Here is a 14,322-nt window from a genome sequence, read left to right as displayed (position 1 = left end):
TATCAATGGGAACGCCTGATATCCTCTTCTCCAGCCCAAGAAGCACGATTCCATGCACGGATGAGAACAGCCCGCGGGTCATAAGATTCACATCCTCCTCGGACATATCCGGAAAGATTCGCACCAACGGATCAGCGATCAGGGAGAAGACGTTTTGCAGCTCCTCTAAATACCACGCTGGCACCTTTTCTTCGGTAGAAACCTCCAAGTCGAACAGCGTGCGCCAAGCGGGAGTGTTGTCACGTGCGAAGTGCAGATAGGCATGCGACATGGCGATCATTGAATTGACCGGATGACCGGGGGGCTGTGCCGCGACGGCCTTTGAAACCTGCGCGCCGACGCGTTTGAACGTCCGTGCGTTCACGGCCATGATCAAGTCGTTCATATCGCCAAAGACGTTGTATATGGCGCCAACCGCACATCCTGCTTCCTTCGCAAGGTCTCGGGCCCGCAGGCCAGCGATGCCATCCGTCTTAATCCGCTCTTCAGCGATATCAATCAGTCGCGCGCGGAGATCTTCACGTTTCTTCTGAACTTTTCCGGTCATAGGCCCCTCACTTGAACTGCGTTCATCTTTAGCTAGGGCGGATAAATAAGCAAAGCCCTTGCGTTTGCGCGCAGGCTTTCGCAATAAGCGGTCAGCGGTCCCTTAGCTCAACTGGATAGAGCAGCTGACTTTTAATCGGTTGGTCAAGTCCAAATTTTGCTTTGAATTTAAGGCGATTGGCAAGTAGTAGAATATTGCAGACTGTTTTACAGACTGCTTTCAGCGGCTCCGTAGCTCAACTGGATAGAGCAAGGACCTTCTAAGTCCGAGGTTGAGGGTTCAAGTCCTTCCGGGGCCGCCAAAATCTAACCTTGTTGGGATATTAGCGTTTCATCGCGCAATGTCAAAACCCCTTGTTCATGACCTCTCAAAGAGAAGCGTTGTATGGAGCAACTACCTTATCTGATTTCAGCACCCGTGGGGTGAACTGGAAAATCTGGTAGAGTGGCAATGCATATCTGCATCTGAACTTTTTTCGGTTGGTGATGTGAAGAGCATCAACGTGCATGAGCAGAATTTTTCCATCTCTCATGCCCCTCTATGTGAGGGCATTCACGATGGAAAAACTGCCCGGTGAAATTCTCTGGAAGTTTGGTCGGTTCCTGTGTCGCCTTCATTAAGGATGACTTGGAAGAAAGCCGCAGCCACAAAGTGACGATTTCACGAGTAGGTAATGTGACAGTAGAAGAAAAATCGAAACTGAAAGAAGGTTAGGCTGCTTTGGACCATCCGAACTTCGGTTTCATGCGATCGTCTGAGCGAGACCGCCTCGAACCGAAATCCGGGAGGGCTGGAGATCAAATAACACAGATAGCTTAAACCATATGGTCAAGGCTCACACAGGCAACACGTGTCTTTGAAAAGCTGGTAGCCGTGCGCCGAAGGGAGTTTTCACAAGTGAAATCCAATCAGCACTCTGCGTCACCTGATTTCCAGATCCTGCGCGGGCCCTCTTGTGAGGCCGCGCAGATCCGCAAACTCCGGTGAAGCAGAGCCAACAAACACCAACTTAAGCCAGACCGATAGACGATGCTGCTGCTACAGCGTGTCTGGCCAGACTGCCTTTGGAAAGGAGGAAAACAGGCTTCTTGAGCTGCCGCTTGGAGCAGCATTTTTCGGGATGAAACCGATGACTTTCTATAGAACTTTCTCAACCAACCAAACTTGTCTCAAACTCGCACACGTCCGGCAGTTTCTCAGCCAACATGGGTCTGATTTAGCTCGGGCGGCTCACAGGCTCGGAGGACCTGCTGCCAGTGCTCGCGTGTTCCTGCTCTGTGAAGCTGTACGTTACACGAGGCGCCTGACACGGGCACAAAGCAGCCAGCTTGTAGGCTTCCACCAGTTGTTGATGCTGGAGCATGTCAGCGATCCGGGCCGGATCGAAAGCGTTCTTTTTGCACAAATCAACCCTGCCTCGGTTTTCGTCGAAGAGTGTTGTGTGCTCGCTGAGAAACTGGGCTGTTTGCTTCGGAGCATTGCCGAGAACGAACCGAACGAGAACAAGAACGGCTTAATCCTGGCACCCCAAAAGATGCCAAAGGTCGCGTGATCCCCCAGAGCCGGCCCGTGCAGGGCTGGCTGCCTTGAAGGGCCGGCCATCCAGGACGTCCCAATGAACGACAATTAAAAATAGGGGTATCACGACGATGCACGTACTTTACAACAAGCAAGGCATGGATGATCTGGCAGCCGAAGCCGTAGGCTTGGGAAGGCAGGTCGCAGAGCGGGCCAAGGCGCTTCACCTTGGCGACACCGCAAAGGATGTTGCTTTCGTGTCGCGCTGCTTTGCGCGCCTGAAAGATCGCCAGCCTTTCGATGAGGGGGACGAAGGTGGCTTTGATGCCGTTATGGATATTTTGGAGCGCAGTATTGCTTCAGAATTCCTGGGCAGTGAAGAGCGGTACGAGGAAACCGGCTACGATGACTTCGGCCCCCGCGGCGAAACTCGTGACACTCCAGTTTATTCGGATCGCGGCAATGAACTGATCGAGCTGCAATATCTTTTTCAAGATTTTCTCAACAGCCGTGACAGTGTACTCGACCACGTCGCTGCCCACCGCTGTTTGCTTGATATCATGAGCAGTTAAGATTTTGCAGGAAACCGGATCATGTAGCTTGATCGGGTTTCCTGCCCCTCCAGGGCAGCTGAACGGTACAGCAGCACTCGCGCGCGTTGGCCAATTTCTGATTTACCGAAGAAAATAAAGCAATAAAAAACAATAGGATAAATGTTGAAGATTAAAGCATACTGTCTATGTTTGGTGTCAAGATGTGCACGATGCATGATTTCAAAAGGAAGGATATACTCAACGATCGATCAACCGAGCTGCCATTAGCTTTCCCTGGATAACCGATAGTGAAAAGCATTTTATTGGGGGAAGGAGCTAAATCTTTGGTCACTCCATCGGCCAAGCCCAAATTTCTTCAGCGTTTTTGACAGGCCGTCACGGCCGTCCGGATCAAGAGAGTCCGTAACAACCAACGCACTGCTACTAAATGAAGGAGTTTCAAAATGGGTTATCAAGCACGTGGAACATCTGGCATGACGCCAAAGCTCAGCCTGCGCGATTTGCATGAAATTAGGGAAGTTGTCCAAGAATGCATCAGCCTTTTCATCGACCAAGTTAAGCCCGAGGAGCATGCACCTGAGCCTGAATACCTCACGACAAGGGAGGTCGCGGAAATTACCAAGTATTCCAAGGCTGCCCTTGAGGCTTATCGTGGGAAAAAAGATGGGCCTCCGTTTTACAAACAAGGCGCGAATGTCCGTTACCGCTCGGATGAGGTGCGCAACTGGATGGAAGAAAAAAGGTACGAGTAAAAATCTGGAGCGGCCTGCCGCGACGCATGCTCGCTCAGGAAACATCAAGCATCTTCTCGGCGGTAATCGCGCCGAGGAAATGCTCAGCAGCCTATTTAATACGCAACGGCGGTCCCTAAGGTAATCTGCCTGCTCCTGTAAAACACTGCAAACCGAGGGGCAGGCGACCGAAGAGGCACGGTTGGGTTGATTATCGCGGTGCCTCCACCGCCGTTGGCAACCGGTTATCGGTATTGGTACCGCCGGAGCTCTTCGGGATGGCTTAGCTTTGCGAGGCCATCTCCTCAGTATTTTCATCTTGGCCTCAGCGCGAAAGGCGATGCAATGACATCTGATTTAAGAACGTTTTTGGACCTGCCAAAGTCGATTTTACGCCCACTCACGTTGGATGAAGTCGCTGCGATTGTTGACGTCGATCGCAAGGTTGTGTTCCGGATGATCAAGGAAGGTAATATTCCTGAGTCCGTAATTTCCAGCAGCAAAACCACTGTTATTGGTTCCCAGCCAATGCTCAAGCCTATCGCATGTCCGATTGTGCAGTTTCAATTGACCACCGGGCACCAATTAGGTTCCCAGCTACACGGTCGATTGGTTCGCGAGATTGGAAATGTCGCGAAAGGCTCCTCACGTCAGGGTGTTTTCGAAGAGGGCGCTTTGCGCGTTGATCTGATCGGTGTTGTCACGAAGACGGTTTCAAGAATGGCTGCATTGGCAGGTGCCGAGGCGGCAGTCATCTTCAATCCAGAGATCCGAGGAGGGCTGCCTGTCATGCGTGGTACGCGAATTGGCGTCTATGAAGCAGCTGATCTCTACAAGGTTGAACCAATTCCGTACATTCTGGAAAATTTTCCGACCTTGACCGAAGAACATCTCGAACAAGCAAGTATTTATGCAAAAGCTCACCCACTCAACAAGATTGCAAGCTGAATTGGCGTTCTCTGGGTATTGGCAGTGACCAGTCAAAACCTCCGCAAATTGGCCGTGCCTTTTTTCACCTCAGCAGATGCGCAACGCCTCACAAGATTGGGTCTTGGATCCGGTTCAGACCATCATGTTCTGCACCAGCAACACGTCTTCTTCTAACGAAATGAATGGGATGCGGTCGTTCGCTGCAAGGGAAGAGGCGAGCCACATTTCTTTCAAAACAGACCTTCTAATGGGACTGGAGCCCCTGCCCAACGAGCCCTACTGCTTGCTGTTTTCGCACAACCGATTGCATCACAGAAGCGCTTGATTATCAGATGAAATAACCTCAATTATAGGGCAGGCTCACTTGATCCATTAAAGAGGGCTTTAGGATTATTTAGCCATTTGTCTATTGTCTCCCTGCGAACAAATTCTCAGCTTGAGGCTATGAAATTAACGATCTAAAGAGGCCTTCGCTTTCCGAAGGGAAACCGGGAAAATGCAGCTCGACACTCTAACAATTAAAAACTTCCAGTGCTTCGGGCCGGACGGGATCACGCTGGACATGACCGATCCGGTGACAACGCTGATCGGTCCAAATGGCGCCGGGAAGACGGCGGTTTTCCAAGCACTCAACCGCATGTTCGGGTTGGGAGGAGCGGCGCGAAAGGTCGAGAAATCTGACTTCCACCTTCCATTGGATGCAGACGATGTGCCGAACGATTGTGAACTTCACATTGAAGCAGTCTTCTCGTTTCCTGAACTGGATGACGATGAGGCTGGAGCCGCGGTCGCTGAATTCTGGACACAAATGTCTGCCAGTGATCCCGATGATCCGCTTGTGGCACGTGTTGTCCTTAAGAGCGTTTGGAACGACGACGGGACGCCCGATGGAGTTATCGAATCAAGCCTTAGGTGGGTCACAAGGGCAGACGAGGACTATGAATGGGACGCGTGCAAGCCGCTGACCGCCGCTCAACGGTCGGCGATTCAAGTGGTCTACGTTCCAGCCAACCGCGGCTCAATTTCTCAAGTCAAAGCGCTGCTCCGAGGACGACTCTGGCGCGCCGCCCGTTGGTCCCGAGAACTCCAAGAGTCTTCTGAAGAACAGGCTGAAAACTTGCAGGATGCGTTCCAAAAGGAACGCCCAATTACATTCATCAGCGAACGTTTGTCCCAACGATGGCAGCAAGTCAATGAAGCTGGGACCCACTCTCAGCCAGTCCTGAAGCTTACCGAAGATCGCTTCGAGGCGATCATTCGGCATGCCGACGTGAAATTTTCGCCTGATCCGTCCGGCGCGGATCGTCCGCTTGAACGTTTAAGCGATGGACAAAAATCCTTGTTCCAGATCGCTTTGACTGCCGCTTTGCTGGAGATCGAACAAGATGCCCTCGAATTGTCGGATGAGAAATCGCCGTTTGAGCCATCACTCCTTAAGCACGTTCCGCTCACCCTGCTTCTGGTCGAAGAACCGGAAAACTCGCTGTCGCCGTTTTTCTTGTCGCGCATCATGGACCTTTGCGAGGACATTTCTGAGATGGAAACAGCTCAAGTCATGCTGTCCAGTCACAGTGCGTCGATCCTTTCCCGAGCGGAGCCGGAAACGCTTCGCTACTGCCGTCTGGATCCGAATACAGGGCACAGCGCGGTCAGAGCACTCACTCTACCGCCCGCGAAGGCTGAAGCAGGCAAGTATGTGAGACAAGCCGTGCGTGCCTATCCAGAGCTCTACTTCGCGAAGCTTGTTGTGCTTGGCGAAGGCGATTCCGAACAGATCATTTTGCCGGAGATTGCTCGCGCGCAAGGCCTTCATCTGGACAAAGCTTTCTGTCCGATCGTTCCACTCGGAGGGCGCCATGTAGAGCACTTCTGGACTTTGCTCAGAGACCTATCGATCCCGCATGTCACTCTGCTCGATCTTGACTACGGCCGACAGCATGGCGGAGCTGCCGCAATCCGCGGCATCGTCAAAAAACTGTTGGAATTCGGGGTCGATTTCGATGATTGCAAGCATGTAAAACGCGGCGAAATCAGTCCTGACGATATCGATGAGTTAACTGATGACGACATCAACATTGAATATGATGGCGAATCTGAAAAGGCTCTCGGCACATACTGGCTGGAAACGCTCAGGGAACGCGACGTGTTCTTCTCGGAACCGATCGACATCGATTTTTCGATGCTCTGTGAATTTCATGATGCTTACGCGAAGCCCACCCCCGGGGGCCACGGGCCAGGAAAATCCAAAGAAGTTGCCTTGGCGCGCAAGAAAACCACACTTAAAAAAACCGGCCATCCCGAATATTACGACGACTCTTGGAACTATCTGTTTAGATGGTACCCCTATCTCTTTCTTTCAAAGAGCAAACCGGCCGCGCATCTTACTGCAATGAACAGACTTAAGAAAAAGGATTTGAAGTCACCGCCAGAAGAGCTCGGTGCCTTGCTTGCCCGAGTCAAGCAATACCTCAGCTAACGCATGCCGATCATCAAGCCAAAACACTGGACACCAAAAGGCGTCGCCTCTCTCGAACCGGCAGCGCTCAACGCGATCCGCGAAAACGATAACAACCTGTGTGTCGTTGCCAGCGCAGGCGCAGGGAAAACAGAGTTTCTCGCGCAGAAGGCCGACTACCTTCTCTCAACAGGCATTTGCCGTGCGCCCCACAGAATTCTGGCCATCAGCTTCAAGAGCGACGCAGCAAAAAACCTGAAGGAACGCGTAAGACAGCGTTGTGGACCAGAGTTTTCGGGAAGGTTCGATTCCATGACGTTCGACGCCTTCTCAAAAGGCCTTGTTGATCGCTTCGGCGCACTCATCCCTGCGCCTTACACCCCGTCTCCCGACTATGAGATTGCCTTTCCCGGTTTTCGCGATTGGGATGATTTCTTGAAGCGACATGGCTATCCCCACCTCTCCGGAAAAAAACTTGAACAAGCTGTTGCACGCTGCAGGCTTCCGATTGCAACTCTGAACCCCAAGAATCCAGAGTGGAAGGACGTCCTCACGCGTTTTTGGGCAGAGTACTATCGGGATGTGAACCTGACACAGTTGACCTTTCCGATGATCAACCGCCTCGTGAACTATGTTCTGTCTTGCGATCCGCGCATCGTCACAGGTCTGCAAGCTACATACCCATTTGTCTTTCTTGATGAGTTTCAGGACACCACTTTCGGACAATATGACCTGCTCAAGCGCCTCTTTCTAAACAGTGATGCGCGCCTCACCGCAGTCGGGGATAACAAGCAGCGGATTATGGTTTGGGCGGGTGCTATGCCCAATGCGTTCAAGACCTTCACAACCGATTTTGATGCAATGCAAGAAACGCTGCTCTCCAACTGGCGCTCCCATCCTGAACTGGTCGAGATACAGCATGCGATTGCGGTTTCTCTCGAAGCCACCTCAGCAAAACCCGATGCCAAGCGCCTCAAGGACGTCGATGGGGACGTATGCGCGATCTGGGCATATGATGATCCGGTATCTGAATGCGAGGGCCTTGCCAGCTGGATTTCTGCCGCAATTAACTCCGGAGAGATGACCCCTGAAGATTGCGCTGTTCTGGTCCGCTTCAAGCCAGATGTCCTTGAAAGAGAACTCGGACCTGCACTCGCATCACATCGTGTACGTCTTCGAAACATCGCTCGTAGCCCCGACGGGGCTAACATCGCTATTCAAGACGTTCTCACGGAGGATGTCACCCAATGTACCATGGCTCTGATGCGTCTCGGCGCGCTTCAAAAAGCGCCCGATGACTGGCACGCCGTCATAGAGAAGTTGTCCTTGATTTGGGGCTTCGCCCCTGACAACGAGGCTGAACAGGAAATATTGCAAAACCAAGTTAGCTCCAAAATCACGGACTTGCGCGCTTTCATGGCAGCCAATGCCCCTTCAAATAATTCATGCGCGGTGCTTGTCCAATCGATCTTAGAGTTCGTTGGTGAGGCTGAGTTGCGGGTAACTGTCCCGGCCTACCGCCGCAATAAGGACTACCTTCGTGCTCGGACCGGACTGACATGCCTATTGAAGGAATCCGCCGAGGGCGAAACTGATTGGGCAACGGTTACCCGAAACTTTGATGGCGTTGGTCAAGTGCCGCTCATGAGCATTCATAAGAGCAAGGGCTTGGAATTCCATACCGTCATCTTCTTCGGTCTCGACAGTGGAACCTGGTGGTCGTTTAAGCCACAGGACAGCGAAGAGATGCGCGCATTCTTTGTCGCGTTCACGCGCGCTATGCAGCGTGTCTATTTCACGTCATGCCGCGGGCGCGGAAATCGCCTCTCCTATGTCGATGACCTGATGGCCGAAGTGGGCGTTGAACGCGTCCCGGGACCAACCCCAGACTAAATTTCCTTGCAGACCCACGTGCAATGAGCCTAAAAATCATTGCAGCCTAAGTTCCTTCGCCAGCGCCGCGAATGGCGGCTATGCGGGCTGCAGCATCGGCGCCCAGGGGGCTGGTGATCTGCCCCCCGTTCATCCCTCAGTCAAAACGAAAGCCCTTGGATTTGATAATCGTCGGTTTCGGGTGCGTCGAGCGTGCAGGGCGCGATGCCATCAAGTAGCCCAAGCGCTCCCTATACATAGGACCTACAATCCTCGGAACTGTCTCAATAGTTGGCTTTGCTCAAAATACAATTTGTACTCCACGCGGTGCAGGCTTGCTTCATGCCTGATAATGATGCGAACTATGTGTTTGATATTTATGCTCAAAGAACTTGAACAGCTCATTGGTTCGGACTTCTAACTCAACATCATCGTATTTCGACTCGGGCAGCCCGGTGTGCTCGTCGTACAAAAGGTCGTAGATTTCCTGCCGAATTCCGGCCCGTGTAGACTCCTTTTGGAATGCGTCGTGAACCTGTTCCATTCGGCGTTTGATAGAATCCAATATGGCTATCGTCGCAGACTTAATCTGCTTGATTTCCTCCTTGGAAAGGTCTTCCCGAAACAAAACGTCAAAGATCGGCTTCTGGTCAGCGGACAATCCCATAGCCACGTGGGCTTTCGCCTCTGCCTCCATCTCCGCAGCAAGACGCATGAGAGCCTCGAATGTCGCCTCGATTGTGTTCTTGTCTTTCTCTTTGTTGTATTCCTTAATGATCTTGTCGAACCGCTCTTCGAAATCCGTCAGGGTCGGATTTGCTGCCAACATTTTTGCCAATCGATTTCTCACTACCTCACGGAGGTCCTGAGTATCGCTGGCTTTTCTCTCGCTTTTCGCAAACTCCTTACGCAGGAGATCAAAGTTCACCTTCGAAATATCAAAGATGCGATCGCCCTCTGTGTCGGGAGTTATTTGGATTGCGTCGGCAACAATGGCGTTGAGTTTCTGGATGATCGCTGTCGTATCAGCGTCCGCCTTATCATCTTGGAGGGAACTATAAATGTAGTTGATCGCTTGGTACGATCCTTTGAAACCCTCTGCCCATGCAAAGGTTAGGCATGCCTTATATTTGCGGAACACAGCCCGCGCGACAATTTCAAAGCCTTTCCGGGTTTCATCGTTCTGGTTTATTGTCTCTTTGGCATCTTTAAGAGCCTTGAGCTTGTCAAAGCCTTCGGCCTTGCGCAGCCGGTCCAAATCGAACCCACCATCTTTCAGGCGTTCTCCGACCAAAGCAATTGCTTCGACGAGTTCGTTTCGCAGCTTTTCCTCTGGATTTACAGGATCGACGTCGGGCCCAGGCTCATCGGGGCCACCAAGAGTTCCACCCCCAGTATGGCCAGCAAAAGTCGCAAGTGCCTTTCGCAGGTTTTTCAGGATGCCGCAGTAGTCGACGATTAACCCGTTGTTCTTGCCTTCTTTCACTCGGTTTGCCCGAGCAATTGCCTGCATCAGGGTGTGCGCCTGCAGAGGCTTGTCGAGGTATAGAGTCGAAAGAGAAGGCACATCGAAACCAGTCAGCCACATGGCGCAGACGATCACAATGCGGAAGGGATGGTCTTCCCGTTTGAATGCTGTCTCAACATCCAGCCGCTTCTCGATTTCGCGTCCACCGACTTTTTCCTTAACCGTAAAGCCATCCTTCATTCGCTTTCGATGCGGGATGATGTCGAGGCCCCAGTCTTTGAACTTCTTGATCTCATTCTGTTCGTCACTGACGACAACCGCCATCTCGGTCTCGCGCATCCAAGCGATCTTGGCCTCGCGCTGAAGCCGTTCTTGGTCGTCGGCGATGGAACCGAGTTCAGCCTCCAGCGCTGCGATCTGATCCTCCCACTCGGCCTGAATGTAGTCGTACATCCGAACGGCCGTGACCTTGTCGATGGCGACATACATCGCCTTGCCGCTCTCCCAGTTGGTCGAGAAGTGCCAGGCGAAATCCTTGGCCACATGCTTCAGGCGCGGCTCTGCTGTGACGATGTGATACTCGCGTTTCAGATCATCTGACAGTTTCGCGGCCACATCTGGGTCATCCACCTCGGCTTCGGCCAATGCATCAGCCAAGCGGCCATTCAGGTCTGCCCCCGCGATCTTTAGCTTGTCGCCACGAGCGTCGTAGAACAGCGGCAGGGTCGCACCGTCCTCGATGGCATCCTGGAAGTCATAGGTTGACAGATACCCACCAAACACCTGCCTGGTGATCTCGTCATTGGCGAACAGCGGCGTGCCAGTGAAGCCGATGAAGCTCGCATTCGGCAGCCCCTTGCGCATGTTTAACGCCAACATCCCGTATTGCGTCCTGTGCGCCTCATCGGTCACAACGATCAGCTTGTCACTGGTTGAATAGACCCCATTCCCAGCCTCATCATCGGTGAATTTCTGGATCATCGTGAAGACGACCTTCTTCTGCTGTCCCAGCAACTCGCGCAGGTTTTTGGCAGAAGACGCGCGGCAGGCGTCCTTGTCGTTGTTGGCCAGCCCGACCGAGGCAAAGGTCTTGTAGATCTGGTTGTCCAAATCGGTGCGGTCGGTCAGGATCAGGAAGGTAAAATCGCCGCCCAGCTTGCGGTGGACCTTCTGGGTGAACAGCGCCATCGAGAAGGACTTGCCCGACCCCTGGGTATGCCAGAACACACCCAGCTTGCGCTCCAGATCCTCGCGGGTCTTTACGGCCTCAACGGCGCGGTTCACACCCAGATATTGGTGGTTCTTCGCGATGATCTTTGCCAGCCCGTTGGCACCATCTGCAAACAGGATGAAATTCTCGAACAGGTCCATGAACCGACGTTTGTCGCAGACGATCTTTAGCAATGCTTCCATCGGCAGGCGCGCATCGCGCCGGTCGCGCTCATCCAGCTTTAGCCATTCCGCGAAATGCGCGTACTCGGCGCTGATCGAGCCCATCCGTCCCTCTTCGCCATTCCCCAAGATGACAAAAGCGTTGAAGTGGAAGAGGTGCGGGACTGTGTCTTTGTAGTCGCTCAGGTTCTCGGCATAGGCGCGGCGCAGGTCCTTGTCAGGGCGCTTGAGCTCGCAGAACATCAGGGGCAGCCCATTGACGAAGCCCACGATGTCGGCCCGCCGCCGGTGGGCATAGCCGCGGATCCACATCTCGCGCACGCAGAGGAAATCATTGTTCTCGGGGGTATCGAAATCAAAGACGCGCAGGTGTTCGACGCGGGGCTCATTGTTCTGGCGGAACTTCACCTGCACCCCATCGCGAAGCAGCTCGTATTTCTCCTGATTGGTTTTCAGCAGGGATTGAGAGGCGAAGGTCTCGGTGATCTGTCGCAAGGCCTGTTCGTAGGCGTCATCCGGCAGGCCCGGGTTCAGGGTGACCAGTGCGTCGGAAAGGTAGCGGGTCAGGATCACGTCCTTGTCGGACTTGCGGCCCAACGTACCCTCGGGGCCGAAGGTCTCGCTGTTCCACGCCATGACCGAACGCCAGCCATGTTCTTCGGCCAGATAATCGGCCATGGTTTTTTGGACTAAAAGGTCTTCGGTAAAATCGTTCATGGTCAAATACTACTCTGGGATGGGAAGGCGTCCATCCATTAATCGCGGAAGGAGAAGGTCGCGGGCTTTTGCAAGCTTATTGTTTTGACGCCGCAGATTGTCAGCTTCAGACCAAATTGGGTCTGCGATCTCGTTATAGAATTGCAAAGCATCGTCTTCCGGGACGATGGAGTTGACATGTGATATCCCAGCTAAAGTTAACTGAGGTTGAGCTGCGCCCGTCCTCATGTCTTGCATTTTTAGGGTTTCACAAGCGTTCATCGCAAAGTGAAACCTGATCCCCTCCGCCTTGTGTTTCGGGCGGAAAACGAAGCAGTTATTGGTCACGAAGGTTGGTCCAAACGTCCGCCGCACGTTTCCGCTGCCGTTTCCTCGACAAGTCACCAAACACATGCTCTCAGAAACGTTTTCTTTCTCGAAATAGCCGATGATTCCGTCCGCGCCATGAACAGGATATCTGCCCGTTTCGGTGATTTTCGTTTTGGGAAGATTTTTGCCGTAAGAGATATCCCAGATTTCGGAGATTGGGCGTCGCTCCCACCCCTCCGGCAGGCCATCGACGAACTTGGTGGTCTCGGAGCCGGGGAAGCGGAAATGGACGAACCATTCGCGATACAAGAGGCGCGCCGCTTGCTCCAACAACGCAATCCGCCGCCGGTTGTTCTCGATCAGGTCATCATAAGCCGAAAGCACCCCCGCGATCCGCTCTTGGGTGGGGAGATCTGGTAGCGGGAAGCGATAAGCTTTGATTTGTTTCCCACTGATATGAGGAACATTCGTTCCGCCCATCAAGTTCTTGATGTATTCTGAGAAATCCTTGGACGCGATAAGATACTTGAGAAACCTTTGGTGCAAGGTTTCGCCCGCCCGAAGGCGAGCAACTCGTTGAACCAACAGGCATAGCGGGTCGCGCTCTTGAATTTCCGACCACTTCAGTCCAGCGGGAATCCATGGACGATCCATTGCAAGAACGATATCTCCGGCGTGAAGATGAAAGCGTTCATATTTTTTAAGTTCACTGCTTGGCCAATAACGTGATTTTTCCCAAGCTATGTAACCTTGGGCGATGTTCTCGCCCTTAATCAGTGGAATGTCGTCCGTGTTTTCGGTGAACTGGGCGCTCTTGAATGCCGGGCCGCTGACAAGTTCGATGTGGTCACCAAGCGTTCTGAGTTCCAAACTCATATGATCAACTCCGCGAAGTTCTTCGCGATGGTCTCAGCCAGTTCAGCCGCCTCGGCATTCAGGGTTTCCAACTCGTCGTGGATCTCCTTGATCGCCTCTTCAAAGTCAAAATCCTCGTCATCCTCTTCCGGCGCGACGCCCACATAGCGGCCCGGTGTGAGGCTATAGTCATTCTCGGCCAACTCGACCTGATCCACCAGCTTTACCAGACCCTCGACATCGCGCAGCCGCCCTTCGGGGAAGCGCGACAGCAGCCAGTCTGCCTGCCACTCGAAATAGCGAAAGCGTTTCAACGCCCCGCTGGGCGTCAGGTGGATTTCCGGATCGCCGGTCAGTGCCACCCGCGCCTCGGCAATCATTGCCAGATGCTTCTTGCCATCCGAGATGACCTTGCGCATAGCGGCCAAGGCTTTCTTGGCCTCGCCCTCATCGCTGATCGCCTCTATCTTGGCTTTCATGGCCTCAGACACCTTCTCCTGAGCCTTTTGCGCCAGCTTTGACAGGTGGTCAATTTCCTTGATCAAGGTCTTCGCCTGATCCGCCAGCGGCTGCATCGCCGTCCACGCGGCCGTCAGCGCGTCGATCAAGGCATCAGGCTGTGCCAGCGCGGCGGCAGCCTCCCCATAGGCCCTTGCATCAGCGGTCAGCTTCTCGACCCCGGCTTTCAACTCAGCAGTATCGGTATGCGCGGCGAAATGGGTGCAGGACTTGCCCAGCACGTCCAGCAGCTCGGTAAAATCAGTCTGCTGGGCCTCGTCCCGCGCTGTGGACAGGTAGTCCTGCACCAACCCGGCAAAGCGGTCTTCTTGCCCACGATACAGCCAGACGATGGAGGTCAGGTTCTTTTCCTGCTCAGGGGAGAAGTCGCAGATCTTGCGCGTCACCTTGCGGAAGACCTGCCGCGCGTCCAGCATCAGCACCTTGTCGCGCAGATGCCCGGGCTTGCCCTTGTC

General features: G+C 53.3%; 9 protein-coding genes, 1 tRNA gene and 1 pseudogene. 7 read left to right on the top strand and 4 right to left on the bottom strand.

What is annotated here, in order from left to right; genetic code table 11:
- On the bottom strand, positions 1 to 547 hold a 547-nt coding region (locus ACN0SD_RS19780), incomplete at its 3' end, for a TetR/AcrR family transcriptional regulator (RefSeq protein WP_417809910.1).
- 224 nt (positions 548 to 771) lie between these two features.
- Between ACN0SD_RS19780 and ACN0SD_RS19775 the strand changes: the two genes are divergently transcribed.
- The 7 genes from ACN0SD_RS19775 to ACN0SD_RS19745 all read left to right on the top strand — a co-directional run bounded on the left by ACN0SD_RS19775 (position 772) and on the right by ACN0SD_RS19745 (position 8,628).
- Positions 772 to 848, top strand: a tRNA-Arg gene (locus ACN0SD_RS19775).
- An 828-nt stretch (positions 849 to 1,676) separates the two neighbouring features.
- Positions 1,677 to 2,099 (top strand): hypothetical protein, encoded by a 423-nt coding sequence (locus ACN0SD_RS19770; RefSeq protein ID WP_417809909.1) that lies wholly within the window; start codon positions 1,677 to 1,679, stop codon positions 2,097 to 2,099.
- A gap of 124 nt (positions 2,100 to 2,223) precedes the next feature.
- Positions 2,224 to 2,637: a hypothetical protein gene (locus ACN0SD_RS19765; RefSeq protein WP_417809908.1), complete on the top strand. Its 414-nt coding sequence runs from the start codon at positions 2,224 to 2,226 to the stop codon at positions 2,635 to 2,637.
- 425 nt (positions 2,638 to 3,062) lie between these two features.
- Positions 3,063 to 3,371, top strand: coding sequence for a helix-turn-helix transcriptional regulator (locus ACN0SD_RS19760; RefSeq protein WP_417809907.1), 309 nt, complete (start codon positions 3,063 to 3,065; stop codon positions 3,369 to 3,371).
- Between the two features lie 324 nt (positions 3,372 to 3,695).
- The gene (locus tag ACN0SD_RS19755; protein ID WP_417809906.1) at positions 3,696 to 4,298 is read left to right on the top strand and encodes a DUF433 domain-containing protein; all 603 of its coding nucleotides are present in this window, start codon (positions 3,696 to 3,698) and stop codon (positions 4,296 to 4,298) included.
- A gap of 478 nt (positions 4,299 to 4,776) precedes the next feature.
- A complete protein-coding gene (locus ACN0SD_RS19750; RefSeq protein ID WP_417809905.1) occupies positions 4,777 to 6,756 on the top strand; it encodes an ATP-dependent nuclease in 1,980 nt (659 codons plus the stop codon).
- 3 nt (positions 6,757 to 6,759) lie between these two features.
- On the top strand, positions 6,760 to 8,628 hold the full coding sequence (locus ACN0SD_RS19745; RefSeq protein WP_417809904.1) for a UvrD-helicase domain-containing protein: 1,869 nt from the start codon (positions 6,760 to 6,762) through the stop codon (positions 8,626 to 8,628).
- Between the two features lie 319 nt (positions 8,629 to 8,947).
- On the opposite strand, the gene ACN0SD_RS19740 is transcribed toward ACN0SD_RS19745, so the two are convergent.
- From ACN0SD_RS19740 to ACN0SD_RS19730, 3 genes and pseudogenes are all read right to left on the bottom strand, one after another.
- The gene (locus ACN0SD_RS19740; protein WP_417809903.1) at positions 8,948 to 12,184 is read right to left on the bottom strand and encodes a type I restriction endonuclease subunit R; all 3,237 of its coding nucleotides are present in this window, start codon (positions 12,182 to 12,184) and stop codon (positions 8,948 to 8,950) included.
- A 9-nt stretch (positions 12,185 to 12,193) separates the two neighbouring features.
- Positions 12,194 to 13,369: a restriction endonuclease subunit S gene (locus ACN0SD_RS19735; protein WP_417809902.1), complete on the bottom strand. Its 1,176-nt coding sequence runs from the start codon at positions 13,367 to 13,369 to the stop codon at positions 12,194 to 12,196.
- Positions 13,366 to 14,322: pseudogene (locus tag ACN0SD_RS19730) on the bottom strand (hypothetical protein); the annotation flags it as partial. The gene ACN0SD_RS19735 and the pseudogene ACN0SD_RS19730, both read right to left, overlap by 4 nt.

This window comes from Thioclava sp. (assembly GCF_048263065.1).
In the GTDB taxonomy this organism is placed as follows: Bacteria; Pseudomonadota; Alphaproteobacteria; order Rhodobacterales; family Rhodobacteraceae; genus Thioclava.
The sequence above is the reverse complement of the archived record's forward strand: the minus strand, read 5'-3'. Positions and strand labels throughout refer to the sequence as shown.

What these genes read in the sequence shown, in the direction of transcription:
- ACN0SD_RS19770 (WP_417809909.1), top strand. Translation starts at nt 1,677, where the DNA reads ATGACTTTCTATAGAACTTTCTCAACCAACCAAACTTGTCTCAAACTC.
- ACN0SD_RS19765 (WP_417809908.1), top strand. Translation starts at nt 2,224, where the DNA reads ATGGATGATCTGGCAGCCGAAGCCGTAGGCTTGGGAAGGCAGGTCGCA.
- ACN0SD_RS19760 (WP_417809907.1), top strand. Translation starts at nt 3,063, where the DNA reads ATGGGTTATCAAGCACGTGGAACATCTGGCATGACGCCAAAGCTCAGC.
- ACN0SD_RS19755 (WP_417809906.1), top strand. Translation starts at nt 3,696, where the DNA reads ATGACATCTGATTTAAGAACGTTTTTGGACCTGCCAAAGTCGATTTTA.
- ACN0SD_RS19750 (WP_417809905.1), top strand. Translation starts at nt 4,777, where the DNA reads ATGCAGCTCGACACTCTAACAATTAAAAACTTCCAGTGCTTCGGGCCG.
- ACN0SD_RS19745 (WP_417809904.1), top strand. Translation starts at nt 6,760, where the DNA reads ATGCCGATCATCAAGCCAAAACACTGGACACCAAAAGGCGTCGCCTCT.
- ACN0SD_RS19740 (WP_417809903.1), bottom strand. Translation starts at nt 12,184, where the DNA reads ATGAACGATTTTACCGAAGACCTTTTAGTCCAAAAAACCATGGCCGAT.
- ACN0SD_RS19735 (WP_417809902.1), bottom strand. Translation starts at nt 13,369, where the DNA reads ATGAGTTTGGAACTCAGAACGCTTGGTGACCACATCGAACTTGTCAGC.